At 67.8% G+C, this 26,367-nt stretch carries 21 protein-coding genes, 1 tRNA gene and 1 pseudogene; 8 read left to right on the top strand and 15 right to left on the bottom strand.

All coding sequences use genetic code 11. The features are described from left to right. Window positions 1-11: 11 nt before the first annotated feature. Together AADI75_RS07160 and AADI75_RS07165 are read right to left on the bottom strand one after the other, a co-directional pair. Window positions 12-1,052: pseudogene (locus AADI75_RS07160) on the bottom strand (glycoside hydrolase family 43 protein); the annotation flags it as partial. Continuing rightward, entirely contained in the window at window positions 1,052-2,617 is a 1,566-nt protein-coding gene (locus tag AADI75_RS07165; protein ID WP_341208357.1) for an alpha-L-arabinofuranosidase C-terminal domain-containing protein, read from the bottom strand. The gene AADI75_RS07165 and the pseudogene AADI75_RS07160, both read right to left, overlap by 1 nt. A gap of 157 nt (window positions 2,618-2,774) precedes the next feature. On the opposite strand from AADI75_RS07165, the gene AADI75_RS07170 reads away from it, so the two are divergent. Then, the gene (locus AADI75_RS07170) at window positions 2,775-3,563 is read left to right on the top strand and encodes a FadR/GntR family transcriptional regulator (protein WP_341208358.1); all 789 of its coding nucleotides are present in this window, start codon (window positions 2,775-2,777) and stop codon (window positions 3,561-3,563) included. 18 nt (window positions 3,564-3,581) lie between these two features. On the opposite strand, the gene AADI75_RS07175 is transcribed toward AADI75_RS07170, so the two are convergent. Next, window positions 3,582-4,790, bottom strand: coding sequence for a carbohydrate porin (locus AADI75_RS07175; RefSeq protein WP_341208359.1), 1,209 nt, complete (start codon window positions 4,788-4,790; stop codon window positions 3,582-3,584). Between the two features lie 8 nt (window positions 4,791-4,798). Here AADI75_RS07175 and AADI75_RS07180 point away from each other — a divergent pair, with 8 nt between their 5' ends. The 3 genes from AADI75_RS07180 to AADI75_RS07190 are packed head-to-tail and all read left to right on the top strand — an operon-like array spanning window position 4,799 to window position 6,733. Continuing rightward, window positions 4,799-5,395, top strand: coding sequence for an EF-hand domain-containing protein (locus tag AADI75_RS07180; protein WP_341208360.1), 597 nt, complete (start codon window positions 4,799-4,801; stop codon window positions 5,393-5,395). Continuing rightward, a complete protein-coding gene (gene tgt / locus AADI75_RS07185; RefSeq protein WP_341208361.1) occupies window positions 5,392-6,525 on the top strand; it encodes a tRNA guanosine(34) transglycosylase Tgt in 1,134 nt (377 codons plus the stop codon). Before AADI75_RS07180 ends, tgt begins: the two co-directional genes overlap by 4 nt. A gap of 1 nt (window position 6,526) precedes the next feature. Continuing rightward, window positions 6,527-6,733: a hypothetical protein gene (locus AADI75_RS07190; protein WP_341208362.1), complete on the top strand. Its 207-nt coding sequence runs from the start codon at window positions 6,527-6,529 to the stop codon at window positions 6,731-6,733. Between the two features lie 279 nt (window positions 6,734-7,012). Here AADI75_RS07190 and katG read toward each other — a convergent pair whose 3' ends face one another. The 6 genes from katG to AADI75_RS07220 all read right to left on the bottom strand — a co-directional run bounded on the left by katG (window position 7,013) and on the right by AADI75_RS07220 (window position 15,339). Continuing rightward, complete coding sequence (gene katG / locus AADI75_RS07195; RefSeq protein ID WP_341208363.1) at window positions 7,013-9,232, bottom strand: catalase/peroxidase HPI; 2,220 nt, start codon at window positions 9,230-9,232, stop codon at window positions 7,013-7,015. A gap of 153 nt (window positions 9,233-9,385) precedes the next feature. Then, the gene (locus AADI75_RS07200) at window positions 9,386-9,913 is read right to left on the bottom strand and encodes a serine acetyltransferase (RefSeq protein WP_341208364.1); all 528 of its coding nucleotides are present in this window, start codon (window positions 9,911-9,913) and stop codon (window positions 9,386-9,388) included. Further along, window positions 9,910-11,115, bottom strand: coding sequence for a glycosyltransferase family 4 protein (locus AADI75_RS07205; protein ID WP_341208365.1), 1,206 nt, complete (start codon window positions 11,113-11,115; stop codon window positions 9,910-9,912). The genes AADI75_RS07200 and AADI75_RS07205 overlap by 4 nt, the downstream gene beginning before the upstream one ends. Further along, complete coding sequence (locus tag AADI75_RS07210) at window positions 11,112-12,194, bottom strand: glycosyltransferase family 1 protein (RefSeq protein ID WP_341208366.1); 1,083 nt, start codon at window positions 12,192-12,194, stop codon at window positions 11,112-11,114. Before AADI75_RS07210 ends, AADI75_RS07205 begins: the two co-directional genes overlap by 4 nt. Next, window positions 12,194-13,342 carry a glycosyltransferase gene (locus AADI75_RS07215; protein ID WP_341208367.1) on the bottom strand — a complete coding sequence of 383 codons (1,149 nt, stop codon included), beginning with the start codon at window positions 13,340-13,342 and terminating at the stop codon, window positions 12,194-12,196. Before AADI75_RS07215 ends, AADI75_RS07210 begins: the two co-directional genes overlap by 1 nt. Before the next feature lie 194 nt (window positions 13,343-13,536). Then, the gene (locus AADI75_RS07220) at window positions 13,537-15,339 is read right to left on the bottom strand and encodes a right-handed parallel beta-helix repeat-containing protein (RefSeq protein ID WP_341208368.1); all 1,803 of its coding nucleotides are present in this window, start codon (window positions 15,337-15,339) and stop codon (window positions 13,537-13,539) included. A 203-nt stretch (window positions 15,340-15,542) separates the two neighbouring features. On the opposite strand from AADI75_RS07220, the gene AADI75_RS07225 reads away from it, so the two are divergent. From AADI75_RS07225 to AADI75_RS07240, 4 genes are all read left to right on the top strand, one after another. Next, a complete protein-coding gene (locus tag AADI75_RS07225; protein WP_341208369.1) occupies window positions 15,543-17,033 on the top strand; it encodes a DUF6418 domain-containing protein in 1,491 nt (496 codons plus the stop codon). Window positions 17,034-17,188: 155 nt separating this feature from the next. Next, a complete protein-coding gene (locus AADI75_RS07230) occupies window positions 17,189-19,798 on the top strand; it encodes a glycosyl hydrolase (protein ID WP_341208370.1) in 2,610 nt (869 codons plus the stop codon). Between the two features lie 177 nt (window positions 19,799-19,975). Next, complete coding sequence (locus AADI75_RS07235) at window positions 19,976-20,692, top strand: PEPxxWA-CTERM sorting domain-containing protein (RefSeq protein WP_341208371.1); 717 nt, start codon at window positions 19,976-19,978, stop codon at window positions 20,690-20,692. A 28-nt stretch (window positions 20,693-20,720) separates the two neighbouring features. Then, the gene (locus tag AADI75_RS07240) at window positions 20,721-21,542 is read left to right on the top strand and encodes an NAD(P)-dependent oxidoreductase (RefSeq protein ID WP_341208372.1); all 822 of its coding nucleotides are present in this window, start codon (window positions 20,721-20,723) and stop codon (window positions 21,540-21,542) included. On the opposite strand, the gene AADI75_RS07245 is transcribed toward AADI75_RS07240, so the two are convergent. The 6 genes from AADI75_RS07245 to AADI75_RS07270 all read right to left on the bottom strand — a co-directional run bounded on the left by AADI75_RS07245 (window position 21,452) and on the right by AADI75_RS07270 (window position 26,316). Further along, window positions 21,452-22,393 carry an EamA family transporter gene (locus AADI75_RS07245; protein WP_341208373.1) on the bottom strand — a complete coding sequence of 314 codons (942 nt, stop codon included), beginning with the start codon at window positions 22,391-22,393 and terminating at the stop codon, window positions 21,452-21,454. The two genes, AADI75_RS07240 and AADI75_RS07245, sit on opposite strands and share 91 nt — an antisense overlap. Next, window positions 22,390-23,394 (bottom strand): beta-eliminating lyase-related protein, encoded by a 1,005-nt coding sequence (locus AADI75_RS07250; protein ID WP_341208374.1) that lies wholly within the window; start codon window positions 23,392-23,394, stop codon window positions 22,390-22,392. The genes AADI75_RS07245 and AADI75_RS07250 overlap by 4 nt, the downstream gene beginning before the upstream one ends. Window positions 23,395-23,485: 91 nt before the next feature. Then, window positions 23,486-24,085: a hypothetical protein gene (locus AADI75_RS07255; protein ID WP_341208375.1), complete on the bottom strand. Its 600-nt coding sequence runs from the start codon at window positions 24,083-24,085 to the stop codon at window positions 23,486-23,488. 2 nt (window positions 24,086-24,087) lie between these two features. Beyond that, window positions 24,088-25,293, bottom strand: coding sequence for a M48 family metalloprotease (locus AADI75_RS07260; RefSeq protein ID WP_341208376.1), 1,206 nt, complete (start codon window positions 25,291-25,293; stop codon window positions 24,088-24,090). Then, window positions 25,293-26,075, bottom strand: coding sequence for a hypothetical protein (locus tag AADI75_RS07265; RefSeq protein WP_341208377.1), 783 nt, complete (start codon window positions 26,073-26,075; stop codon window positions 25,293-25,295). The genes AADI75_RS07260 and AADI75_RS07265 overlap by 1 nt, the downstream gene beginning before the upstream one ends. 166 nt (window positions 26,076-26,241) lie before the next feature. After that, window positions 26,242-26,316: transfer RNA gene (locus AADI75_RS07270), tRNA-Val, on the bottom strand. Window positions 26,317-26,367: the final 51 nt, after the last annotated feature.

Below are 26,367 nucleotides of genomic sequence, written 5' to 3' on the forward strand. Positions count from 1 at the left end.
CAGCTACGCAACGGGCCGTTGGCGACGGGCGGGTCGAACTGCGGGACGCCGGCCGCATTATAACGGATCGTCTGGACGCGGGTGTGGCGGTTGGGATCGAACAACGGGTCGCCGACGATCTTCTCGTAATCGCGCGCGTGGAAGACCAGCATGTCGCGCCCGCGCTCATCGACGGTGAAGCTGTTGTGGCCGGGGCCAAAAATCTTGTGCGCGCGCGAGGTTTTCATCACCGGCTCGGGTGATTTGCTCCACACCGCCGGGTCCATGATATCGGCGTCGTCGCGCGCGGTGAGCATCCCCAGGCAGTAACGCGCGTCGGTGGCGCTCGCCGAATAGGTCATGAACAGCCGGCCGTTGCGCGCCAGCAGCGCCGGGGCCTCGGCGACCTTGTAGCCGCGGATTTCCCACGGCAGCGTCGGGACGGTCAGCCGCGCCGGCTTCGCCGCGAAGGTCAGCGGGGTGGCGAGCGGGGCGAGGTAGAGGTTCGAGTTGGTATCGATTCCCTCCTCGCGCTGCGCCCACGCCAGATAGCGCTGCCCGCGGTGGACGAAGCTGGTCGAATCGAGATTGAAACTGTCCCACGGCGTCTGGAGCTGCCCCAGCACCGTCCAGTTGCCGGCCATCGGGTCGGCCCCGTCGCAGACCACCGCATGGGTGCGGATGCGGAACACGTCCGCGCCGCCGCCGCTGGGGCCGGCCGCGAAGTACATGATCCACTTGCCGTCGATCAAGTGCAGCTCGGGCGCCCAGAGGAAACCCGAGAGCGGCCCGGTCTTTTCGTGCCGCCACAACACTTTCTCGGTCGCGGTGGTGAGCCCCGCGATCGTCTTCGACCGGCGCAGCACCAGCCGGTCGTATTCGGGGACCGAGCCGGTCAGATAATACCAGCCGTCGGTATGGCGGAACACCTGCGCATCGGCGCGCTGGCGCACCAGCGGGTTGACGATTGCGCCCGCCCCCGCACCGGAACGGGCCAGCGCGGGGGCGGCGGCAAGCGCCGCGCCCCCGGCCACGAACAGACGACGCGAGAGCCGCGCCAGATCGTCGCTCATCAGTTGAGGTCCAGCATCACCACCGATTTCGCCGGCAGCGTGACGGTGAGCTGCCCGCCGTTCAGCTGCGCCCCGTTGAAGGCGGCCGGAACGACGGTGGTCGGCGCGTCGAAGGTGTTGAGCGAATTGATCTTCGGCCCGGTCAGGATCGTGCCGCCGACGCGCGACGCCGTGACCCCGGTCAGCGTCGTCGTGACGGTAATCGTGCGGTTCGGATCGGCGTTGGCGAGCGCGACGTGCGTCACGCCGCCCTTGTCGCGGACCGCCGAGGCGCTGACCGCGGGCATCACCCATTGCTCCTTGTTGTACCACGGCGACTTGATGTCGATCGGCAGCACCGTGCCGTCCATGTACGGCTTGTACATCTTGAAGACGTGGTACGTCGGCGTCAGCACCATCTTGTTGCCGTCGGTCAGGATCATCGCCTGAAGGACGTTCACCATCTGCGCGATCGCGGTCATCTTCACGCGATCGGCGTGCTTGGCGAAGATGTTCAGGTTGATCGCGGCGACCAGCGCGTCCCGCAGCGAGTTCTGCTGGCGCAGGAAGCCCGGGTGCGTGCCCGGATCCTGATCGTACCAGGTGCCCCATTCGTCGACCGCCAGGTACACGCGCTTCTGCGGATCGTACTTGTCCATAATTTCGCTGTGCTTGGTGACCAGCTCGTCCATGCGCCACGTCTTGGCGAGCGTCAGCGCCCAGTCGTTCTCGTCGAAGTCGATCGCCGAGCCCTTCTTGTTCCAGTCGCCCGGCACGGTGTAATAATGGAGCGAGAGGCCATCGAGCATCCCGCCCGCCTCGCGCATCATCACCTCGGTCCAGTTATAATCCTCGACGTTGGCGCCCGAGGCGATCTTCTGGATCTTCGTGCCGGCCGGCGCCTTGATGAAGGTGGCGTAACGGCGCGTGACGTCGGCGGCATATTCCGGCTTCATGTTGCCGCCGCAGCCCCACAATTCGTTGCCGATGCCGAAATAGGGCAGCTTCCACGGTGCCTTGTGGCCGTTCTTCGCGCGCTCGTCCGCCAGTGAGCCGGCGGGCGAGGTGATGTACTCCACCCACTCGGCCATTTCCTGCGGCGTGCCGTTGCCGACGTTGCCGGAAATGTAGACCTCGGCGCCGATCTGTTCGGTGACGTCCATGAATTCGTGCGTGCCGACGGTGTTCGGCTCGGTCACGCCGCCCCAATGGGTGTTGATCTTGACCGGGCGCTTGTTCTTGGGGCCAATGCCCTCACGCCAGTGATATTCGTCGGCGAAGCAGCCGCCGGGCCAGCGGATCACCGGCGTGCCGAGATCGCGCAGCGCGCCGACCACGTCGCTGCGAAAGCCGCGCGTGTTCGGGATCTTGCGATCGTTGCCGACCCACAGCCCGCCGTAGATGCCGTTGCCGAGATGCTCGGCGAACTGGGTGAAGATGCGCTTGTCGTAGACCGGCCCGGGCGTGTCGCCGTGGACCGCGATCGTCGCGCTGCCGGGCGTGGCGGCGTCCTGCGCGGCCGCGGGGGCGAGGGAGGCGAGCCCCAGGGCCAGCGCTCCGGCATAAGCGAACAGACGTGCCTTCATCCTATCCTCCCGAAAGAAGCGCGGCAGGGCATTGCCCGCCTCGCCGTTTTTGCTCATTACTCGGACATTAGGTTTGGGTTACGGTCAATGCAACGACCATTTGCCCCACACCCCACGCTTGCCACGACGCATTAAAGCAGGTCACAAAGGAGAGGTGATGGCGGATCGGGAGAGCGGCGTGCCGCAGCAGGAGGGCGATGCGCCGGTGGGCGGGGGCGAGCCGAAAGAAGCGGCGCGCGCCTCGGTGCGCGGCACTGGGCGGCGGCTGCACGGCGCGATCGCGCACAAGCTGGGCACCGCGATCGTCTCGGGCGAATATATGCCCGGCGACACGCTGTCGGGCGAGGTCGCTTTCTCCGAAGCGCTCGATGTGTCGCGCAGTGCGTATCGCGAGGCGATGCAGGTGCTGGCGGCCAAGGGTCTTGTCGAGAGCCGGCCGAAGGCAGGCACGCGCGTGTTGCCGCGCGAGCGGTGGAATCTGCTTGATCCCGACGTGCTCGCCTGGGCGTTTTCGGGCGCGCCCGACGTGCAATTCGTGCGTGCCCTGTTCGAGCTGCGCGGGATCGTCGAGCCGGCCGCGGCTGGGCTGGCGGCGCAACGGCGCGACCGCAACGACCTGAAGGCGATGAAGGACGCGCTGGCGGCGATGCGGCGTCACACGCTGGCGACCGAGGCGGGGCGCGCCGCGGACAAGGACTTCCACAATGCGGTGCTGCGCGCGACGCGCAACGACGCGCTGATGGTGCTGAGCGCGAGCATCGGCGCGGCGATCCACTGGACCACGCAGTACAAGCAGCGCGCACGGGCGCTGCCGCGCAACCCGATCCCCGACCACGTCCGCGTCCACGACATGATCGCCGCCGGGGACGTTGCGGGCGCAACCGCGGCAATGCGGACGCTGGTCGACCTCGCGCTGGAGGATACGAAGTCCGCGATGGAGGGGTGAGCGGGGGCACGCGGCGCATCAGCGGCCGACCTTGATCCGCAGCGCCACCACCAGCGCGTCGCCGATGTCGCGTCGGCCGCCGGGATGTGCGATCCACTGGGCGGCGGGCTCGATCGTCAGCCAGCGGCGCATGACGCGACGGTAGGCGGCCTCGACGACCAGCTCGCCGGGGCCGACCTGTTCGATCCGGCGGTAGCGCGGGCCGAAGCGCACCGCAGCGAACGAGATGCCGATCTGGTCATCGGCGCGCGCGGCGCCCAGCCCGGTGCGCACCAGCCCGCCGCCGAGATAATGCGCCGCCGGGTTATAGCGGCGATCGGCGAAGCCGTAGCGCAGCCAGCCGCCGACCCCCGTTCCGCCACGCTGCGCGCCGGTGAACTGATGCTCGACCAGCGCATAGGCGCCGCGATTGCCGTCGTCGTTGCGCGGCAAGTCCGCGATCGGCGGCAGCTTCGCGATATAGCGCCAGCTGCCGACCGCCAGCTTGGTACGCGCGCCCAACCGCGCCAACTCGGCGATCACCAGCGCGCCATCGCGGCGCCCGAAGCGGATCGCGGTAGCCGCCGGGCGCGTCGGGTCGCCGGGCACCGCGTCGAGCACCGCGGCGCGCGCCAGCCAATGATCGTCGAGCGCCACCTCGCCACGCACGCCGACCGAGGTGACGGGGAAGATCGACGGGCCGCGTCGCCCCGATTGCGCGATATCGTGGCCGATGCCGTGCGACGACAGCAGGAACAAGGTTCCCGCGAGCGTCGTGTCGAATTCGGAATTAAGGTTGTAGAGCCCGGCCTTGAGCGAAGCGCGCGTGCCAATGTCCTGTTCGACCCACGCCTCGAACAGCCGCGCGGCACGCACCTCGGTTTCGATATTGGAAACGACCTGGAAATCGCCGGTCAGCACCGGCGAGAAGCGCGTGCCGTTATTGTAGATCGCGTAGACGAACGCGCGCGCACCGCGCCAGCCGACCAGGCGATCCGCATCCACCGCGACCTGCGCGTCGAGATTGTCGAGATAGCGGATGCCGCGCGCCGTGCCGCCCGCGGCATTGGCGATGACGTCGGCGGTATAGACGAGCGACCAGGTGACCGGGCCGCCGGAACGCTCGTTCGCGGAACGCGGATAGCCGGTCGGGCGCTGGCTTTGCGCCGCAGCCAGGCCGGGCGACAACAGCACCGCAGTGGCTGTCCAGCAAATCGCCTGATGCGCGATGATCGTCGTCCGAATCATGCGTCCATATGGCCAAGACGCTGGCGATGCGCGCGTCCTTCTGCCACGGAGCGCAGATGATTCCGTTCGCGTTGCTCCTGCTCGCCGCGGCCCCGGTACAAGATACGCCGCCAGACGGCGACATCACCGTCCGCGCGCCGCTGCCCGCCACCCCGCAGACCCCCGCGACGATGGTGGTCGAGCCGGTGGCGATGATGATCGCCGCGTGCGACCGCGACGGCGATGCGAAGGTGGAACGCTACGAGTTGGAGGAGTGCGTCGCGGCGTCGCTGGCGGCGTTCGATCCGAACAAGACCGGCAAGCTGCGCTATATCGCGTTCGGCGACTGGGCGTTGCGTTACCTCGGCGATCGCGCGGCGTTGCCGAGCCCGTATGAGGTGGATCGCGACAACGACGGCGAGGTGACGCTGGCGGAGTTGCAGGACCATTTCTCGCGGCTGTTCGCGCGGTACGACCGCGACGGCGATCACGCGATCAGCCGCGCCGAGCTGTTGACCTATCGCACGATGCCGGTCGATGCGCGCGGGCCGACCGCGGGACGCCGGCCGGAGAAGAAGGACGTTACCCCGGACGCCGATAAGCGAAAGCGCGGGGGGCGGCGATGACGCGCTTCGCCTTTTCGATCGCCGCGACCGACGGTGCGGCGCGCACCGGCGCGATCACGATGCAGCGCGGGGTGATCCGCACGCCCGCGTTCATGCCGGTCGGCACCGCCGCGACGGTCAAGGCGATGAAGCCCGGCGACGTCGAGCGTGCCGGCGCGGACATCATCCTCGGCAATACCTATCACCTGATGCTGCGCCCCGGCGCGGAGCGGGTGGCGCGGCTGGGCGGGCTGCACCGCTTCATGGGGTGGCACAAACCGATCCTGACCGATTCGGGTGGCTATCAGGTGATGAGCCTGTCGGCGCTGACCAAGCGGTCGGAGGAGGGTGTGGCGTTCGCGTCGCATCTCGACGGGACACGGCACATGATCACGCCGGAGCGCTCGATCGAAATCCAGCGGCTACTGGGCAGCAACATCGTGATGGCGTTCGACGAACTGGTGCCGACCACCTCGACGCGCGAGGTGCAGGCGGCGGCAATGGAACGCTCGATGCGCTGGGCAAAGCGCAGTCGCGACGCGTTCGATGGCGGCGGCGATCATGCCGCGCACAACGCGATCTTCGGCATTCAGCAGGGTGCGCTCGACGAAGGGCTGCGCAAGGCGAGTGCCGATGCGCTGACCGATATCGGGTTCGACGGCTATGCGATCGGCGGGCTGGCGGTCGGCGAGGGACAGGAAGCGATGTTCGGCTGCCTCGACTTCGCGACCGGGCAATTGCCGGTCGAACGCCCGCGCTACCTGATGGGGGTCGGCAAGCCGACCGACATCGTCGGCGCGGTCGAGCGCGGGGTCGATATGTTCGACTGCGTGATGCCGACGCGCTCCGGGCGGACCGGGCAGGCGTTCACGCGGGCCGGACCGATCAACATCCGCAACGCGCGGTTCGCCGAGGATCAGGGGCCGCTCGACCCGGAATGCGGCTGTGCGGTGTGCACGACATGGACGCGCGCCTATGTGCATCATCTGGTGCGGGCGGGCGAGATGCTGGGCGCGATGCTGATGACCGAGCACAACATCGCTTTTTACGAGGCCATTATGGCCGACCTGCGCGCCGCGATCGTTGAAGCGCGATTGGCGGCGTTCGCCAATGATTTTCGTGCGCGCTATGACGCGCCAAAAGGAGAGTGACGTGAGCGACGAGCAACCTAACGAGATTCTGGAAGCCGCCGCGGCCGCCAAGGCGCATGAGGAAGCCGGCGCTTCGAGTGCCGCGGCGCATCAGCGCAAGGGGCGGTGGCAGCCGGGGAAGACGTGGCTGGGTGTCGGGATCGGCTCGGCAGCGGTGGCGGCCGCGGTGCTGTTCGCGAACTCGCGCAAGGATGACGGGAAGAAGTAACGCTTCCGGGGCGTTTGGGGCACGCCCTTCGACAGGCTCAGGGCGAACGATGGTGAGCTTCGCTTGCCATACCGGTCCCCTCGCAATGACGATCAAGGATGGCCCGCCCTAAACGGGTTCGGCCGCCGGCGTGGGGGGCACGCCGGCGGCCCCGACTGTCGCAGCCACGGGGCGACCCGAAGGGCTGTTCGGCCGGTACAAGGAGGAAGGGACCGGAACGCAGCCAAATCGCCGCAGCCCGGTCCCTCCCAATTCTTCAATGGCTTGCTAGCCGATCAATCAATGCGTGACCAGATCAAAACGGTCTGCATTCATCACCTTGGTCCACGCCTTGACGAAATCGGCGACGAACTTGTCCTTCGCATCGTCGCAGGCATAGACCTCCGACAGCGCGCGGAGCTGCGAGTTCGAGCCGAACACCAGATCGGTGCGCGAGGCGGTCCACTTCTGCTCGTGCGTGGTGCGATCGGTGCCGACGAATTCCTCATCGCTCTCATCGCTGACCTGCTTCCACGCGGTGTTCATGTCGAGCAGGTTCACGAAGAAGTCGTTGGTCAACTGCCCAACGCGCTTCGTGAACACGCCATGCTCGCTGCCCTGCGCATTGGCGCCAAGGACGCGCAAGCCGCCGACCAGCACCGCCATCTCCGGCGCGGTAAGGCCGAGCAGTTGAGCACGATCGACCAGCAGCTCCTCGGTCGGCACGTTGAACTTTACCTGGAGGTAGTTGCGGAAGCCGTCCGCCTTGGGCTCGAGCACGTCGAAGCTCTCGGCGTCGGTCTGCTCCTCCAGCGCGTCGGCACGGCCGGCGGTGAAGGGCACGGTCACGTCATGCCCGGCGTCCTTCGCCGCCTTCTCGACAGCGGCGGTACCGCCGAGCACGATCAGGTCGGCGATCGACACCTTCTTGCCACCGGTCGCCGCACCGTCGAAGTCGGCCTTTACCTGCTCGATCACGCCGAGCACGCGGGCGAGGTTCTCCGGCTCGTTGACTTCCCAGTCACGCTGCGGGGCAAAGCGGATGCGCGCACCGTTCGCGCCGCCGCGCTTGTCCGACCCGCGATAGGTCGAGGCCGAGGCCCAGGCGGTCTTGACCAGATCCTGCACCGACAGGCGATCCAGCAGCGTAGCCTTCAGCGCGGCGACGTCGGCGGCGTCGACCAGCGGGTGATCGACCGCCGGGATCGGATCCTGCCAGATAAGGTCTTCCTGCGGCACCTCGCTGCCGAGATAGCGGATCTTCGGCCCCATGTCGCGGTGGGTCAGCTTGAACCACGCGCGCGCCCACGCCTCCGCGAAATACGCGGGGTTGGCACGGAATTTCTCCATGACCGCGCGGTATTTCGGGTCGACCTTCAGCGCCATGTCGGCCGAGGTCATCATCGTCGGCACCTTCTTGCCCGGCGTGTGCGCGGCGGGGGCGAGCGTGTCGTCGGGGTTGCCGACCGGCTGGAACTGATGTGCGCCAGCCGGGCTCTTCACGATTTCATACTCGTGGTCGAGCAGCATGTCGAAATAGGTCATGTCCCACGTCGTCGGGGTCGGCGTCCACGCACCCTCGATCCCCGAGGTGATCGTGTGATCGCCCATCCCGCTTTCGTGCGTCGATGCCCAGCCAAGCCCCTGCGCGGCGATGTCCGCGCCTTCCGGCTCGCGGCCGACCAGCTTCGGATCGCCGGCGCCATGCGCCTTGCCGAACGTGTGGCCGCCAGCGGTGAGCGCGGCGGTTTCCTCGTCGTTCATGCCCATGCGCGCGAAGGTCTCGCGCATGTCGCGCGCCGAACCCATCGGGTTGGGGCAGCCGCCCGGCCCTTCCGGATTCACGTAGATCAGGCCGTGCTGGATCGCGGCGAGCGGGCTTTCGAGTGCAAGCCCGGCTTCCTCATCGATGCGGGTCTGCCCGAGCCATTCCTCCTCGGTGCCCCAGTATACGTCCTTCTCGGGCTCGAACACGTCCTTGCGTCCGCCGCCGAAGCCGAAAGTCGGGCCGCCCATCGATTCGATTGCGACATTGCCGGCGAGGATGAACAGGTCGGCCCAGCTAAGCGCGCGGCCGTACTTCTGCTTGATCGGCCAGAGCAGGCGGCGTGCCTTGTCGAGATTGCCGTTGTCCGGCCACGAATTGAGCGGGGCGAAGCGCTGCTGCCCCGCCGACGAACCGCCGCGCCCGTCGCCGGTGCGGTAGGTGCCCGCCGAGTGCCACGCCATGCGGATGAAGAACGGGCCGTAATGCCCGTAATCGGCCGGCCACCACGGCTGGCTGTCGGTCATCAGCGCGGTGAGGTCGGCCTTCACCGCCTTGAGGTCCAGCTTTAGGAATTCGGCGGCATAATCGAAGTCGTCGCCGAACGGATTGCCGCTCTTGCCCTGCTGGTGAAGGATGTCGATCGACAGCGATTCCGGCCACCAATCCCTGGACGTGCGCCCGAGCAGCGTGCGCATCGCGGCGGGCTGCTTCTTGGGATCGTTGATCGGGCTACCTTCGGTGATGGCGTCCATGTCTCGTCTCCTCTCGCGATCGGTGTCCGGATCGGCTGTTGCCGTCACGCACGCGCGCGCACGGCCGCTCCGGCGATCTGTGACACTGGTGGTAGCGGAGCGAGACTGATCGGGAAAATGCGAAAAGTCGGACGGTATGATCGACGGTTTCGATCAGGGCGCGGCGTGGAGCTTGCCCGGCCGGATTGCGCCCGAGGCGGGCAGGGCGACTCCGTGCGCGGGTACGTCGTGGCGGACGAGTGCGCCGGCCGCGATCGTCGCGTCGTGGCCGACGGTGATCTCGCCGGTGACGATCGCGCCGGCATAGATGATCGTGCCGTCCTCGATCACCGGATAGACCGCCTCGTTCGCGGCGCGGCGGCCGAAGGTGACGTTCTGGTAGACGGTGACGTCGGCACCGATCACCGTGTCGGCGCCGATCACGATCCCGACCGGATGCGGCAGGCGCAGGCCGGGGCCGATCTTTGCGCTGGGGTCGATATAGCAGCCGTAGCCGAAAACGATCCGCCGCCAGACCAGTTTCTCGACCAGTCGCCCGAGCGGGCCGCCGCGCAGATAGGCGTAGCGCATAATGCGGTAGAGCGTGACGACCGCGAAGCCGGGATTGAGGAACCAGCCGATCAGCGCGCCCTTCACGCCGCGGCGCGAGGCGTTGGCATAGAGGTCGCGCCGCCAGCTCATCGCGTTGCCACCGCGGCGATCGCATCGGCATAGGCCGCGCGGTTCTCGGCGACGATCTTGTCCTCCGCGAACCAGCCGAGCGCTTGCGGATCGCTGAGTCCGCCCGCCCGCCACGCCGCCGCATTGCCGAGCGCGGTGTCCATCGCGGCGGCGAGCGCCTCCACATCGGTGGGTTCGTAGGTGATCGCATGGCGCGCGAGGTCGGCGATCTCGGGGATGCCGCCCGCCTCGGCACAGATCGCCGACAGGCCGTAGGAGAGCGCCTCGATCAGCGTGCGCGGCAGCGGCTCGGGCCAGACCGAGGCGATCAGCACGGTATCAATCGCGCGGTAGAAATCGCCGGCCTGCGAGAAGCCTAGCCATTCGATGCGCGGATCGGGATAGCGCGCTTTCAGGTTGGCGACATAATCGGGCACGCCGACACCGGCGATGCGCAGCCGCCAGTCCGCGCGGGTGACGCGGGTGGTCGCCTCCAGCACCACGTCGATGCCCTTTTCCGCCTCAATGCGGCCGATGAAGCCGAACACGAACGACGCATCCGGCGTCTTCGTGTCGCGCGGCTGTTCGTCGAGCGGGACGATGTTGAAGATGCGCCGCGCGGGCACGCCGGAGAAATAGCCCTCGGCATGGTGGCGGCGGATGACGTAATCGCTGTTCGAGACGAGCTGGTCGACGCGAGCGGACTCGGTCTTGCCGGGCGCGGTTAGGACACGGCATTCGAGGCAGCGGGTCGTGCAGTTCGCGCCGTTCTTGAACAGCGCCGAGCGCGTGCACATCACGCCGTAATCGCGCAGCGTTTGGACGAGCGGCAGCTTGCGCTTCTTTATTTCGCGCCAGATCGCCGGGCTGAACCCGGTGATGACGTTGCAATGGACGACGTCGGGGCGCACCTCGTCGAGCAGCTTGGCCATGCGACGCGCGGCGGCGCGGTTCCAGCGGTTGCGCGCGTGCCATTGCAGCCGCTTCAGCTTCGGCTGCGCGGGCGCGTCAGGATCGTAGGGCCAGTAGATGTTGTCGATCGGCAAGCGACGGAGCGTCACGCCGTTCTTCACCTCGGTGACGGGCGCGGCGATATCGTCCAGCGTCGCGACCACCACCTCGTCGCCCGCGCGGACCAACGCCTCGGCGAGCAGCGACACCGACTTCTCCGCGCCGCCGATCTTGTGCGGCGGGTAGAGGACGTTGACGATCAGGACCTTCATCGTGCCGCGACCTTCGCGCAGGCATCGGCGAGGATCTGCGCCGAGCCGCGCCACGTGTAACGGGCGACGCGCTGCTTGCCCTTGGCGAGCCGGTCGCGGCGCAGCGCGCCGTCGTGGTCGTCGAGCAGCATTTGCATCAGCCGCGCGAGCGTGGCGTCGTCGTGCGGCTCGAAATAATCGGCGGCGTCGCCGCACACTTCCTGTACCGCCGGCGCGGTGCTGGCGAGCACCGGGCATTCGTTGACGAACGCCTCCAACGGCGGGATGCCGAAGCCTTCGTAGATGCTCGGGAAGATCAACGCGCGCGCGCCTTGCATCAGCCCGGCGACTTCGGCATCGTCGAGCCGCCCGGGGAGCAGCACGTCGGCGCCCGGCTCGGGCAGCCCGGCCGAGCCGAACACCGAGCGGTCCATCCGCCCGACCGCGACCAGCTTCGCGCTGCCCGGCTGGAGGCGCGCCAGCGCGCGCAGCGCGACAGCGAGGTTCTTGTTGCGGGTGAGGTTGCCGAGCGTGAGGAAATAGCCGCCCTTGCTCAGCCCCAATCGTTCGACCACACCCGCATCGGGCGCGATCGAGAGATGCTCGGCGCCGTTGGGCGCCACGACGATGTCCTTCGCCGCGACCGGTAGCACGTCGGCGAGTTCGCGGCGCGAGAATTCGGACACGGTCGCGACGACCGCGCGGCGCGCGAGCAGCCGGTCGAGCCAGCTATGCGCGAAGACATAGGGCTTGCTGAAATGCTCGGGGTGGCGCTGGACCGCGGCGTCGTGGATCACCACCACCTGACGGCGCAGCGCGACCGGCCCAGTCATGGCGAGGCACAAGGCGGTGCCAGCGCGCGCGGTGCGCGCATAGTCGACCTGATCCCAATAATGGCCGGCGCGCTTGCCGATCGTGCGCGTCTCGATATGGCGCAACGGCAGCGTGCGCGCGCCGGGCGGGGTTAGCAGAACGTAGCGCCCCGCGAGTGCGCCGTCGCCGGCCAGCGCGTCGAGCGCGGTGACGATCTCCTGCGCATACCGCTGCACGCCGCTGACCGGCTGGGTCAGGAAGCGGCCGTTGATGAAGACGGTCTGCATCAACGCGTGCCAACCAGTTGACGGTAGAGCCGCTCGGTCTCGTCGATCATGCGCATTCCGTTCACCTCGTTGCTGCGCCGCGCTGCGGCGGCGGCCATCGCGGCGCGCGCGTCCGCATCGGTACCGATCAGCGTCGCGGCGTCGACCAGCCGGTCGACCACCGCATCGTCATTCGCGACGATCATGCCGCAGCCGGTGTCGCCGATCACGTCGTGCGCGCCCGCCACTTCGGTCGTGACGATCGGCACGTGCGCGGCGAGGCTTTCGAGCAGGACGTAGGACAGCCCCTCGTAGCGGCTGGTCATCATCACCGCATCGAAGGCGGGCAGATAGTCCTGCGCCTTTGCGGAACGCTTCCAGATGAAGCGGTCCGCGATGCCGGACGCAGCAAGGTCCTGCTCGACTGCCTCCGCGCATTCGCCGTCGCCCAACAGTACTGCGCGCAGCGTCGGCACCTGCGCCATCGCGCGACGCATCGCCTCGACGAAGCGCTCGGGCGCCTTCTGGTACGACAGGCGACCGACGAAGCCGATCACCGGCGCATCGTCGGGCAGGCCCAGCGCGGCGCGCGCCTGCGCGCGCGTCACGTCCGGAATGGTGATGACGCCGTTGCGGATCAGGTGGCAGCGGCCGTCGGCGATGTGCAGCTTGCGCGCGAACGCCAGTTCCTCGCTCGACACCGCGATCAGTGCGTCGGTGCGCGTCAGGCCGAGCGCGATCTCCGCGCCGGTGAACAACACCCGCGCGGGCAGCGAGGCGCCGGCATCGAGCCCGCGGAAGGCGTGCGGGGTATAGACGCGCTTCGCCCCGCCGACATCGGCGAGCCGGACCAGCGCCCCCGCCTTCGAACTATGGCCGTGAACGATATCGAACGGCCCGGCGCGGCGTACCGCGACGCCCAACGCACGCGCAGAGGCGAGATCGTGCAGTCCGAGCGAGCGGTGCATCTCCAGCGGTTCGGCAGTGATCGGCAAGGCGGCGATCTCCGCCAGGTGCCGCGCCTCGGCGCGCACCGCCGAATAGATCAGGTGAACGTGGTGCCCGCGCGCCTGTAACGCGCCGGCAAGATCGAGGACGTGACGGCTTGCACCGCCGCCGCCCGCCTCGATCACGAGGCAGATGCGCAGGGGCGCTCCCGTCGTCGTCATGCCGCCATCGCCACCACGCGGGGCCCGCCGTCGCTTCGCGACGACATTCCACGCTTGGGCACAACCCGTTGCACCAGCTCAAACTCCCTGCCGTATTATGAACACGGCCGCTCGTCCCGGCGGCAGCCTCGCACGCCCGGCCTTCTAGCCGCGTGGTTCCGCCACGCGCAAGCGCGTAACGATCCGGCGTGTGGTCAGCGCGAGGCGTCGGTGGCGATGCGCGCGGTGTTCGCAGGATCGATCCACACCCCGCTGCCCCCGGCGACATAGGCGCTTTTGGCGGGCAGCCGCGCGACCCCGGCGGCGACGTCGGCGCGATCCGCCATCATCCGCATCGTCCCCGGCTGGCGCCCGAACCGGCTGCAGCTATTGTCCTTCAGCACGACGTCGGCGGCGTTCGATACCGCGATACACCCCTGGTCAACGCCGTCGATCTGGTTGTCGCGGATCAGCAGCCCGGCGTTGAGCGGCCCGGGAGCGAGCGGCGCCTGCCCGCCGGGGCCGTTGCCTGCCAGCTCGCCGAAGACGGTGATCGCTGCCCAGACCCGGCCGGGGCGCGTGTCCTGCCCGGTGTCGGCGATGCGGTTGTTGGCGACGACGACGTTATAGGCGCCCGCGCCTTCCTTCCACGCCGCGCTGGTGAGCAGGCGGATCGCATTGTAGCGCAGTCCGGTGAACTGATTGTCCTTGATCAGCCCGTTGGGCGCCTGCGCCAGCACGCCGTGGCAGATGCAATCCGCCATCCGGTTGCCCACGATCGCATAGCGTTGCGCCAGCAGGTCGAGATTGCGCGCGTAACGGACCGTGCCGGCGTTCACCGGTGTGGTGAAGGTCACGCGCATCCGCCCGGCGGGATCGCGCGGCGCCCGTGTGGCGACATCGGCGGTGCCGAGCAATTGCAGCCCGGCGTCGAACAATGCCAGCCGCGCGCCGGGATAGACGCGCGCCGCGGCACCCGACAGCGTGGCGGTGCGCCCGCCCGCGTCGACGCTGGCGTCGATGATCGGGCTGGCGATGTTGATCGCATCGTCGCCGGTGCCGGTGAAATCGCTGTCCTCGACCAGGATGTCGCCGGCCGCCGCCGTGACGTGGAAGCCGTCGTAGGCGATCGCGCTGCCGCCACCGCCCAGCTTTGCGCCGACGATCGCCAGCCCGCGGCCCATCAGGTCGGCGACGATCCCGCCACCCGACGAGTCGCGCACCGTGATATGGTCGAGAATGATGTCGTGTGAGACGGGCTTGTCGCCCGGATCGCCGATACGGATCGCGCCGCCCTTGTACCAGGTGAGCTTCACCTGCACCGGGGTGTCCGGCGCGAAATCGCCGAGGCCACCGGGCAGCATCCCGCCGGCGCCAAGCGCCTTGCCCTGCTTTCCGAACAGCGTGCGCGCGCCGGCGGGGCCGGCGGCCGAGACCTGATAGATCGGGGCGCCGGCGTCGGGCGCAGGGCCGGAGAAGGCGAGCCGCCCCCCCGAGACGCGCGCCTTTACGACCGGCGGCCGGGCATAGCCGACCGACAGGCCGCGCAACGTGATGCGCGCCGCATTGGAGATGAGGATGCCGTCGCCCCATTGCGCGAACACGAGCTGCGCGCCCGGCCCGTCGATCAGCACGTCGCTGAGCCCGTCGAGCGCCAGCGCCGGCGGCCCGCCCGCGATCGGCCAAGTGCCGGGGGCCAGCCGGAGCGTGCCGCCGCCCGCCGCGCGCAACCGCGCAAGCGCGGCAGCGATCGCGGGGCCGTTGTCGCCGGGGGTCGGATCGAGTGCGATCACCGGCCGGCCCTCGACGCGCGGCGCGAGCACCGCCAGCGTGACCGGGCGCCCGTCCGCCCCCGTCCAGGTGCGGCGCAAGCCCTCGCCGCTGGCAGGGGATTGACGCGGATTGGTCGCCAGCGCCGCCCAATCGGCGGTGGCGCTTTGCGACGGCGCGGGGGTGCAGCAGGTCGCGACCAGCACGGTGAGCGCGGCGGGGAAGCGGAACGCGAGACGACGAGACAAGGGAACCCTCCACGATGGCATCATCTACATAGCGCAGCCCCGGACGTGCGGGCATGCGGACGCTCCGCAGATCGACGGTTCCCTGCGCCGCCTTGCCGCATTTCGTCGAGCGTCCAAATGCGCCAATGTGTCGCGCGGTTGCGTGTATGGTGCGGTGCACGCTATCAGCGGCACCACCAGAAAAAATACGCAAGGACCAGCATATGGCGCTCGTAGGCGGAGACCGACTGCCGTCCGCACGGCGCGCGCCCGCGGGGCGTGCACCCTTCGTGCCTTATGGTACGCGGGCCAAGGCATTCGGCGGCATGTTCGCGCTCCACTTCGCGTTGGGCGCGGCGATCGCGTTCGGCGCGGTGACCGCCCCGTCGGCGGCTTGGGCCTATCTGGCGCTGCTGCTGTTCGGATCGCTCTCGTTCGGGCTGCTGCGGACGTCGCCCGCCACGTTCCTGCTGTTCGTGCCGCTGATCGCATTGCGGATCACCGAGTTCATCTCGGGCGCGGCGATCGAAGGCGGCGCGTACATGGTCGAGACCGAGATCACTGGTCGTGCGACCGGTGCTTTTGCGCGGCTGTTCCTGATCTATGTGCTCTTCTTCCTGACGGCGACCTTCGTGGTTGAGGCGTCGTGGCCCCGATTGAAGCCGCTGTTCCGCGAGGCGCCGACACGCTGGCTGCCGCAAGGACGGCTGATCTCGATGGGGTTGCTGGTCGTGATGCTGGCGGCCACGGCCTATCTGGTGCGGCTGGGCCTCAACAACGGCTTCCCGCTGATCTCGCACCTCGATCGATTCGAATATCTCAACAAGATCGATTCGCCGATCTACTCGGGATGGATGACCAACCGGACGGTGTTGGCGCCGTTCATGGGCGCGCTGTTCTGCGTCCCTGCATACCGGCTGCGTGCCGCGCTGTTCCTGGTGTGGATGCTGGCGCTGTCGGTGCTGTTCGGCGAGAAGTTCACGTCGCTGTTGATGCTTCTCAGCATCTTCGCGATCCCGGTCGGGCTGGTCCATATCGCCAACGATCGTTCGATCCCGACCGGCGCGATCGGCGGGATCGCGGTTGCGGTGGTGGTCATCACGGTACCCGCGGTGCTGATCGCCTATGGCGCGCTCACCAACTTCGACGCCGCCGTCCAGAGGTACGGGCAGCGCGTCGCGTTGCAGGGGCAACTCTGGTACGTCGCCGACGACAAATATCTGGCGACGACCCGCCTCGACGATCGGGCGATCGGCGCGGACGTCGCGTCGTGGATGCAACCGGGTGAGCAGAATGCGGAAGGGGCGGGCACGCGCTTCGGCCTCTATTACGTCATGCAGCGCTTCACCGCGTCACGGCTGTTGGGCTGGGCGATGGAAGGCGGCACCGGATTCGTCTTCTCGCTCTATCCCTATCTGTTGATGACGATGGGGATCATCGGGCTCTTGCTCGTCTCATCGATCATCGCCGCGTTCCACGCCTTCGTCATGCGCATGGTGGCGCAGACGATCGCGGAGAGTAACTGGATCGCCTCGATCCTGTTCGGCCGTGCGATGAGCTCGCTATACGGTGGCTATACAACCGGCTTCATGTGGAATTTCTTCGGGATCAAGAACTTGGTGACGATCGCCGTCGCGTTGTTCCTGACTTGGGAAGGGCAGCGTCGCGACAGCCGCGTGCGCCGGATGATGCAGACGCTGGCCCGCCGCCGCTGACCGTTCGCCCCGGCCCCTGTTCCGGGCCGGGGCGAACGCCGGGCGCGTCAAGACGCAGGCGACGTAGTTAACTTGCCATAAACCTCACTTATAAAGGTGATCGTGGGGTGTGCCTGATATCGGGAGATATCCGGCATGGGTGGGAAGTTTTCGGCATGTTTAGCTCTGTCTACAACGCGTTCAGCGTTGACGATTACTTGAAGGATCAGGCGTGGGCCGGGGGAAAGCTCGACGCAATTCAATTACATGGCGGCACTGCGGGCTGGAAGGACTGGCTTTCGTCGGTGCAGTGGCAGGCCGATATGTTCGCCAATCAGGACGTGTCGATCATGTGGTCGATCCCGTTGATCCCGTACGGCGCCAAGCTGGGCGACGCGGGCGCGGGCAAATATGACGCCAACTACCTGGCGATGGCCAAGCAGCTGGTCGCGGCGTCGACCGGCGACGACAAGATCTATGTGCGGCTGGGCTGGGAGTTCAACGGCAAGGGCTGGAATTCGTCGTCCGCGGTCGGCGAGCCCGACAATTACGCCGCGGCGTTCCGGAAGTTCGTCGATGCGGCGCGCACGGTATCGGACAAGTTCGTCTTCGAATGGTGTCCGGGGCTCGACGTGTGGGACATGAATCCCGAGGATGCCTATCCGGGCGACAAGTATGTCGACGTGATCGGTGTCGATATGTATTACAATACCGCCTGGCACGACAAGGATCCGGTCAAGGCGTTCGACTGGTTCGTGAAGCAGCCCTATGGCCTGCAATGGCAGCAGGACTTCGCCGCGGCGCACGGCAAGGAAACCGCGGTCGCCGAATGGGGCATCAACACGGACTCACCCGAGTTCGTAAAGCTGGCCATGCAGTGGATGGCCGACCACGACATGGTGTACCAGAATTACTGGGATTCGAACGCGGCGTTCCAGGGCGAGCTGAGCCAGGGCCAATACAAGCAAGCCGCGGCCGCCTATCTGTCGATGCTCGATCAAGTCGCCAAGCCGTCCGACGCGGTGACGCGCGTGTCGGCGATCGACAATTACCTGCGCGCGGGCGAAGTCGCGCTGACGTTGACCGGCGATGCGATCAAGGGTTCGGGCAACGCCGACCACAATGTCATCACCGGCAACGCCAGTGACAACGACCTGTTCGGTGGCGCGGGCAACGACAAGATCTATGGCGGCGCGGGCAACGACCGCCTCGACGGCGGCACCGGCGCGGATACGCTGGTCGGCGGCACGGGCAACGACACCTATATCGTCGACCATGCCGGCGACAAGGTGGTAGAGCGCGCCGGCGAGGGGATCGACACCGTTTATTCCAAGGTCGATTACACCCTGGGCGACAATGTCGAGAACCTGTATCTGGTGACCGGCGCGACCAAGGGGACCGGCAACGCACTCGACAACGCGCTGTACGGCACCGCGGCGGGCGACGTGCTGAGCGGGCTGGACGGCAACGACACGCTCAGCGGCTATGCCGGCGACGATGCGCTGTTCGGCGGCAACGGCAACGACAAGCTGTTCGGCAACGAGGGCAACGATTATCTCGACGGCGGCGCGGGCGCGGACACGATGGACGGCGGCACCGGCAATGACACTTATGTCGTCGACGATGCCGGCGACGTCGTGCGCGAGAGCATCGCAGGGACCAGCGGCGGGGTCGACACCGTCTACAGCGCGATCGACTACACGCTGACCGCCAATGTCGAACATCTGTACCTGACCGGCAACGCGCGGGTCGGCAACGGGAATGCGCTGAACAACGGGCTGAACGGCACCGCCGGCCACGACATCCTGCACGGTATGGGCGGTGACGATTATATCTGGGGCAATGCCGGCGACGACCAGTTGTTCGGCGATCAGGGCAACGACTGGCTGTACGGCGGGGCGGGCAACGACCGGCTCGACGGTGGTTCGGGTGCGGACACGATGGACGGTGGCGCCGGCGACGACACCTATATCGTCGAGAATGCCGGCGACGTGGTGATCGAGGGCGCGGGCGCGGGCACCGGCTATGACACGGTCTATGCGCTGGTGAACTACACGCTGAGCGCGAACGTCGAGGCGCTGTATCTGACCAACAATGCGCGTATTGGCACCGGTAACGCGCTGGACAACGCGCTGTACGGCACCAATTTCGCCGACACGCTGTCCGGGCTGGCCGGGAACGACGTGCTGAGGGGCTATGCCGGCGACGACACGTTGCTGGGCGGTGCGGGCGACGACGCGCTCTATGGTCATGAGGGCAACGACTATCTCGACGGTGGCACCGGCGCGGATACGATGGAAGGCGGCGTCGGCGACGACACCTATGTCGTCGACAATATCGGCGACCGCGTGATCGAATATTACACCAACGGCCAGGGTGGCGTGGACACCGTGCTGTCGTCGATCGACTATATGCTGGGTGCCAACGTCGAGAATTTGACGCTGACCGGCGCTGCGCTCAACGCCACCGGCAATGCGCTGGACAATGTCATCCGCGGCAACGCCAAGGACAATGTCATCACCGGCGGTGCGGGTAACGACACGCTGTACGGCGGCGGCGGCGCGGACCATTTCGTTTTCGCGAAGGGTTCGGGCAAGGACGTGATCGCCGATTTCGGCAAGGGCGACCACATCGATCTCGGCGCCTTCGACCTGTCTGCGGCGCCGACCGTCAGCAACGTCCAGGGCGGTACGTTGATCGACCTGGGCGGCGGCGACACGATCCTGGTAGCGGGCGTGACCGCTAACCATCTGGTGTTCAACGACGGAAGCTTCGGCTTCCTCTGAGCCACGCCTCACCCGTGCGGGCGACAACAACCGTCGTTCGCACGGACGGTTCCCGCCGCGAGACACATTGTCGAAAAGCGTCCCGATGTCGGGCAACGTTAATAATAAGCGTTTCTTGTCTGTGATATAGCGCCTCTCCATTCTGTTCGCACAGGTAGCGTAACAGGGATGTGGTGTATGAAGAGGGTCTGGGTGGGCGCTGTCGCGGCGCTGACGATGGCGGCGCCGGCCGCAGCGGCACCGACGACGGTGACGGTCACCGGCTCGGTGATGAGCGGCATCGATTCGGGCGGCCAGTTCGGAGTGGCGGGGGCCAGCCTGGCGGGACGGCCGTTCAGCGCGATCTTTACGATCGATCAGGCGGTGGGCACAACATTGAGCGAGACGGCGACGTCGTCGTACCTGGCGGGCATGGGCGCGACATCGCCGATCAGCGCGGTGCTGACGATCGGTTCGGCGAGCTATCGCTTCGCGGGGTCCTATAACGGGCTGGTGCGCGTCACCGATGCGGCCGGTAATGGTGGCACGGATTCGGCGATGTTCTTCGTCGACGATACCGACCTGTCGCAGAAGCCCAATGACAATACGCTGCTTAGCCTCGGCTTCGATACGCTGCGCAACGTGCTGTCCAGCTCCGGCTTCACCGCGGTGGCGGTGAGCGACCTGAAGCTGTCCGACAATGCCAAGGGCGTGGTCAAGATCGCCAACCGCGACGCGACGACGGGGGCATTCGGCACACCGACGGTGGCCGACCTTTCGATCGAGACGATCCGCGCGACCGTCACCTCACCGGTGCCGGAGCCCGCGACCTGGGCGATGATGGTTGCCGGGTTTGCGATGGCGGGCGTCGCGCTGCGCCGTCGCCGTGTGGACGCACGGATACGCCTCGCCTAAGTCCGTCGGGGCTTGGGAAAGGTCGTCGGTGCGGTTGTTCGTCTTCGGGCTGGGGTATGCGGCGCGCGCGGTCGTGGAGGCGGCGCGCGCGCCGTTCCTCGCCACAACGCGTGAGGGCCGCGACGGCACGATCCGGTTCGATGATGACGGCGCGGTGCTGGCGGGGCTGGCGGCGAGCACGCATGTCCTGTCGTCGGTGCCGCCTGACGACGAGGGCGATCCGGTGCTGCGTCGATACGAGGCGGCGATTGCCGGGCGCTGGCTCGGCTATCTCTCTTCAACCGGGGTGTACGGTGATACCGGCGGCGCGTGGGTCGACGAGACCGCCGCCGCCGATCGCGGACGGCGACCGCTGCGCAATGTCGCCGATGCGGCGTGGTGTGCGCTTAGCGCGCGGGTGTTCCGGCTGCCGGGCATCTATGGACCCGGCCGGTCGCCGCTGGACCGCGTTACGCGCGGCGAGGCGCATCGCACCGGGATCGCCGGGCAGGTGTTCAGCCGCGTGCATGTCGACGATCTGGCGCACGGGGTGATCGCCGGGTTTGATGCGCCTGCGGGTGCCTATAATCTTTCCGACGACGAGCCGGCGGCGCAGGACGCGGTCGTCAGCTATGCCGCGCAATTGCTGGGTGTCGCCCCGCCGCCGATCGTGCCGTTGGAGCAGCTCTCACCGGCGGCGCGCGGCTTTCATGCCGAGAACCGGCGGGTGGCGAACGGCAAGGCCAGGCGGGTGCTCGGCTGGCAGCCGCGCTTTCCCGACTATCGTGCCGGCCTGCGCGCCTTGAGCGCCACGACCAGCCCGACTGCGGCAAGCGCCGCACCGGCCGCGGCGAGCAACGTCCAGCGGTAACCCTCGAACACCGTCGACAGCAGCATCGCGATCACCGGCACAATCACGCCGTTATACGCCGCCTTGGCGGGGCCGATCGTGCGGATGATCTGGAAGTACAGCGTGAAGGCCAGCGCCGAGGCGATGATGCCGAGGTACAGCACGCCCGCGACATAGCCGGGTCGCCAGTCGAACACCGGCGGCCCGGTGGTGATCCATGCCCAGCCGGCGTCGATCGCCGCACCGACCAGCATCGCGGTCGCGAGCGTCGGGATCATCGGATAGCGGGTCGCAGTCTTCGTCGCCTGCATGACGTTGGCGGTCGAGGCCGACAGGATCGCACAGAGCGTGAAGGCGATCCCGATCAACGATTCGGTCGGGCCGCCGGGATCACCGCGCGCTTCCTTGATGAACAGCAGCGCCACCCCGCTCATCGCTACGCCCGACCCCACCAGCAATTGCCGCCCGAGCCGCTGCCCGAGGAAGAGGCGCGCGAACAGGGCGTTGGGGACGAGCAGCAGCGCGAAGATCACCGCCACCAGTCCCGAGGTGATATGTTCCTCCGCGCGGTAGACGAAGTTGAAGTTGAGCACGAACTGGAACACGCCGAGTAAGCCGGCGAAGCGCCAGAAGCCGGGCTGCGCGAACGGCGCGCGGGTGCCGGGCGCACGCTGCCACGCCGCAACTGCCGCCAGCGTGACGCCGGCGACGAGGAAGCGATAGCTGACCGACCAGCTGGCGGGAACCGCGACCATGCCGCCGTGAAGCTGGTCGCGGATCACGATCCACGTCGAGCCCCAGATCAGCACGACCAGCGCGAAGGGCACCAGCACCGCGGCCCGCGTGCTGTTGGGGGGATCGGCGGGGCTCATCCGAGCGCGGCGATCGCGTCGGCGAGCGGGCGGATGTCGTCGGCGCGCTGATTCCAGCTGACCACCAGCCGTGCCTCGCCGACGCCCCAGTCGTAGAAGTCGAAGCCGGCGGAGCGCAGCGCTGCGGCCTCTTCGGCGGTGACGCGCAGGAACACTTCGTTCGCCTCGACCGGGTGGAGCAGCCGCGCGCTTGCCGCCTGCGCGAGCAGCGCCGCACCAGCATTGGCGCCGCGTGCGCAGTCGAGCCACACGTCGTCGTCGAGCATCGCGAGCAATTGCGCCGCGAGATAGCGACCCTTCGACAACAGATGCCCGGCACGCTTGCGGCGGTACAGCGTCGCGTCGGCAAGGTCGTGGTCGAAGAACACCAATGCCTCGGCGTTCATCCCGCCGTTCTTGACGAAGCCGAAACTGAGCGCATCCGCCCCGCCCCGCCACGTCAGATCGGCGGGCGACGCGCCGGTCGATACCACCGCATTGGCGAAGCGCGCCCCGTCGATATGGAAGCCGAGCCCGCGCTCCCTGGCCAGCGTACCGAGCGCGGCGACTTCGGCCGGCGTGTAGACGCGGCCATATTCGGTAGCGTTGGTGATCGACAATGCATGCGGGCGTTGCTGGTGAACGTCGTAGCGCTGGCGATCGAGCATCTCGGCGGCGGTGGCAGGGGTCAGCTTCGCGCCGTCGCCCTCGGCGAGCAGCAGCTTGGCGCCGTGCGTGTAGAATTCGGGCGCGCCGCATTCGTCGTTCTGGATATGCGCCTCGCGGTGGCACACCACAGAGCCGTGCGGCGGGCAGAGCGCGGCGAGCGCGAGGCAATTGGCCGCGGTGCCGCTGGGCACCCACAATACGCGCACCGCGGTCTCGAACAGCGCCGAGAAGCGTTCGTCGAGCGCCTTCGACCAGCGATCGCCGTCATAGGCGGTGTCGAGCGTGTCGGCCGCCGCGATCGCGCGCAGCACGGCGGGGTGAACGGGGGCGGCGTTGTCGGAAAAGAAGCGCATGGCCATTGCCTTCGGCCACGTGCGCCGGCGGGTCAATATGCGCGGGGCGGGGCCGGCGCGCGCTAGCCCCTGTCCAAGCCCCTGCCGCCGGTCAGCGCAGCGTCGCGCTGTCGACCAGCGCGTGGAAGTCGGGGGCAGCGCGGTCGAAATAATGCAGCCGCGGCGCGTCGAGCGTCGCCATGTAGAGCAGGCCCTTGACCAGCGCGGCATGCGCCTCGCCCCTGCGCGGCAGATTGTCGTCGTCCACATATTCATAGGCGAAGCGGATGCCGTCGGTGCCGAGAAAGCGTTCGGGCTTGGCGTCGAGGACGGTGAAGCTGGCGATGGCGCGATCGGTGCGATAGGTCGCCTCGACCAGCTCGGGCACTTCCGCCAGCAACGTCTGGCCGCTGAGCTTGGGCAGCGGCTTGCCCTTCTTGTCGCGCTCGCGGATCAGCGCCTCGCCGGGGGCGATGCCGCCGTAGAAGGTCACCTGATTCAGCTGCTCGCCGTTGAGCGTCCATGCCTCGGCCTTCTTGCCGGGCTTGGCCGACAGCTGGTTCCAGTCGCGCGGCGGCGTCACGGTCAGCGTTGAGGCGGCGACCGCAACCGGCTTGCCATGTTCGCGATAGCCGTGCGCGAGCGTCGGGGCGGCGGCCAGCAGCGCGGCGGCCGACAGCAGGGAGAGCGCGGCGTTCCTGAAGGTCGTCATGGTCAATGGCCCTGTCCTGGGGTGGAAACCAGCATGCCGATCATCGCGGCATCCGGTGCATCGGGTTTGAGGTCGAGATAGCGGCGCAGCGCCTGCGTGCCCTCGGCGCCGTGGCCGGTCTTGAGCAGCGCGAGGCCGAGGCCGCGCTGCGCCTCCGGCAATTTGGGATCGAGCGCGGCGGCGTTGGCGTAGAATTCGGCCGCCGCCACCAGATCGCGCGGGTTGCCGCGCGCGCGATACAGATCGCCACGTGCCACCCACAGCGGCGCGGTGGCGCCATGTTCGCCGAGCATCCCGATCAGATAGTCGCTCGCACCGAAATCGTTGAGCTTGATCTGGTCGTCGAGGAACAAGGGCAGCCACGGGGCCAGTGCCGCGGCGTAGCGCGCCGCCCCGTCGTCGCGCGCCGCGCCATCGGGGGCGGCGAGCGACGCCAGCGTCATCGCGCGTTCCGCCTCCGGCGGATGCGACGCGAAGAAGGGGATGCGATCGTAGCGCGGCCGCGCCTGGCCGCGGGCGGCGGCGCTACGATCCGCCTCGGTCATCATGTTCTGCCACACGACCGACGCCGCCTGCGGGCGGAGCGGGCTGCCGTTCAGATAGCCGATGCCGTGCAGATCGGCGTCGCGTTCCTGATCGCGGTTGAAGCGCGAGAGCCGGCCGTACACCGAGATCTGCATGCTCTGGTAATTGTAGGCGCCGCGCGCATAGGGTGCCATGCTGGCGAGCACCGCCATCCAGCTGAGCATGTCGGTGCTGCTGCGCTTCGCCTTGAACGCGGCGAGCGAGTGGCGCTGTTCGAAATGGCCGAATTCGTGGCCGAGCACCGCGCCCAGCTCCGCCTCGCTGCGGACGCGGAGCAGCAGCCCGCTGAACACGCGCATCGTGCCGTTGGGTGCCATGCTGGCGTTGAAGAGCGGCGTGCGCAGGATGTAGAGCCGCACCGCCTTGCAGCGCTCCGCACCGACGGTTTCGCACAGCACGCTGCGGACATAGGCGTTGAGCGCCTCGTCACGGATCAGGATCGGCGAGTTGGCGAGGATGCGCTCGTCCTCGTCCATCTCCCGCCACAGGCCGATCTCGTCGACGCCCTGCGGCTGATAGACGCCGGCATAGGGCGGCGGGGGTGCGGCAAGGCGCGTGGCCGGTGCCGCCGCCACCGGCGTGGCGGCGAGCAGCGCGGCGCAAAGGCCAAAGCGGCGGCGCATCACGGCTTCGTCGCGACGGGGGTGGTGGCCACCTTGCCGGGAGGCGGGGCGGCGACGCTGCCCGGGAATCCCTCCAGCAATTGCCCGACGCGCTTCTGCGCGCCATCGGCGGTGCGCACGTCGCCGCCCATCGCCATGTCGGCGTTGAGCCACAGCACGTCGCCGGTCTTCAGGTCGACCAGTCCCGCATAGCCGGCATGCTCGCCGGACTTCACCGCGATGCCGGGGCCGAGCAACGCGAAGACCTGCAGGATCTTGCGCCCGGTCGAGCCATAGGCATCCTTGTTGTAGAGGAACAACGCGTAATCGGCGTCCTTCGCGCCGGGCAATGCGGCCACGCCGCTGCCCAGCGACCAGTCGAACACGCCGGCCTTGTTCTCCCTCTTCTTCGTCGGCAGGCGGTTGCCGGGGAAGAATTGATACTGGATCACCGCCTGCGACAATGCGCCGAACAGCGCCTGATATTCCTCGACCAGCCGCGCCTCGTCACCGAAGGCGGTCGGCGCGACGATCACGGTGTTGCCGAGCGCCGCCTGACGTGCGGCGAGCGCGCCGTCCAGATTGGCGCGCGCCTGATCGGTCCAGTCGGCATTGGGTTCGAACATGCCGCCGGTGGATTGCGCGCCGACGCGCACCGTCGGGCGGAACAGCAGGATCTTCTTGCCGCTGTGCGCCGGAAGCTCGAACCCGGCCTTCAATGCGGTATGTTCCTGCGCCACGGCGGCCTGCGCGAAACACGCGGCCAGCACCATGCCCGCCGCAAGGCGTGCCTTCTTCACCATCTAGCAATCCCCCTGTCCGCCCCCGCGGACCGGGCATTGCTATCGCACGATCTGGCGGACGGCAAGGATCAAGGTCCATCATGGACCCTTTCCGCAAAGCCGATCGAGGTCAGGACGCCAGACGGCAAAAACCCCACCGATCCGGGAAGGATGGTGGGGTTTTAGATGGTGGGCGTGGCAAGGATTGAACTTGCGACCCCTGCGATGTCAACACAGTGCTCTACCACTGAGCTACACGCCCTCCGTAGGGGTGCGCCTCTAACGACTGGGTCAGGGGGGCGCAAGCGGCTTT

Origin of the sequence: uncultured Sphingomonas sp. (assembly GCF_964021865.1) — a bacterium.
Classification (GTDB): domain Bacteria; phylum Pseudomonadota; class Alphaproteobacteria; order Sphingomonadales; family Sphingomonadaceae; genus Sphingomonas.

Bases quoted from the DNA above. Each gene is read 5' to 3' on its own strand.
- AADI75_RS07165 (WP_341208357.1), bottom strand. From the start codon at position 2,617: ATGAAGGCACGTCTGTTCGCTTATGCCGGAGCGCTGGCCCTGGGGCTC.
- AADI75_RS07170 (WP_341208358.1), top strand. From the start codon at position 2,775: ATGGCGGATCGGGAGAGCGGCGTGCCGCAGCAGGAGGGCGATGCGCCG.
- AADI75_RS07175 (WP_341208359.1), bottom strand. From the start codon at position 4,790: ATGATTCGGACGACGATCATCGCGCATCAGGCGATTTGCTGGACAGCC.
- AADI75_RS07180 (WP_341208360.1), top strand. From the start codon at position 4,799: ATGGCCAAGACGCTGGCGATGCGCGCGTCCTTCTGCCACGGAGCGCAG.
- tgt (WP_341208361.1), top strand. From the start codon at position 5,392: ATGACGCGCTTCGCCTTTTCGATCGCCGCGACCGACGGTGCGGCGCGC.
- katG (WP_341208363.1), bottom strand. From the start codon at position 9,232: ATGGACGCCATCACCGAAGGTAGCCCGATCAACGATCCCAAGAAGCAG.
- AADI75_RS07200 (WP_341208364.1), bottom strand. From the start codon at position 9,913: ATGAGCTGGCGGCGCGACCTCTATGCCAACGCCTCGCGCCGCGGCGTG.
- AADI75_RS07205 (WP_341208365.1), bottom strand. From the start codon at position 11,115: ATGAAGGTCCTGATCGTCAACGTCCTCTACCCGCCGCACAAGATCGGC.
- AADI75_RS07210 (WP_341208366.1), bottom strand. From the start codon at position 12,194: ATGCAGACCGTCTTCATCAACGGCCGCTTCCTGACCCAGCCGGTCAGC.
- AADI75_RS07215 (WP_341208367.1), bottom strand. From the start codon at position 13,342: ATGACGACGACGGGAGCGCCCCTGCGCATCTGCCTCGTGATCGAGGCG.
- AADI75_RS07225 (WP_341208369.1), top strand. From the start codon at position 15,543: ATGGCGCTCGTAGGCGGAGACCGACTGCCGTCCGCACGGCGCGCGCCC.
- AADI75_RS07230 (WP_341208370.1), top strand. From the start codon at position 17,189: ATGTTTAGCTCTGTCTACAACGCGTTCAGCGTTGACGATTACTTGAAG.
- AADI75_RS07235 (WP_341208371.1), top strand. From the start codon at position 19,976: ATGAAGAGGGTCTGGGTGGGCGCTGTCGCGGCGCTGACGATGGCGGCG.
- AADI75_RS07245 (WP_341208373.1), bottom strand. From the start codon at position 22,393: ATGAGCCCCGCCGATCCCCCCAACAGCACGCGGGCCGCGGTGCTGGTG.
- AADI75_RS07250 (WP_341208374.1), bottom strand. From the start codon at position 23,394: ATGCGCTTCTTTTCCGACAACGCCGCCCCCGTTCACCCCGCCGTGCTG.
- AADI75_RS07255 (WP_341208375.1), bottom strand. From the start codon at position 24,085: ATGACGACCTTCAGGAACGCCGCGCTCTCCCTGCTGTCGGCCGCCGCG.
- AADI75_RS07260 (WP_341208376.1), bottom strand. From the start codon at position 25,293: ATGCGCCGCCGCTTTGGCCTTTGCGCCGCGCTGCTCGCCGCCACGCCG.
- AADI75_RS07265 (WP_341208377.1), bottom strand. From the start codon at position 26,075: ATGGTGAAGAAGGCACGCCTTGCGGCGGGCATGGTGCTGGCCGCGTGT.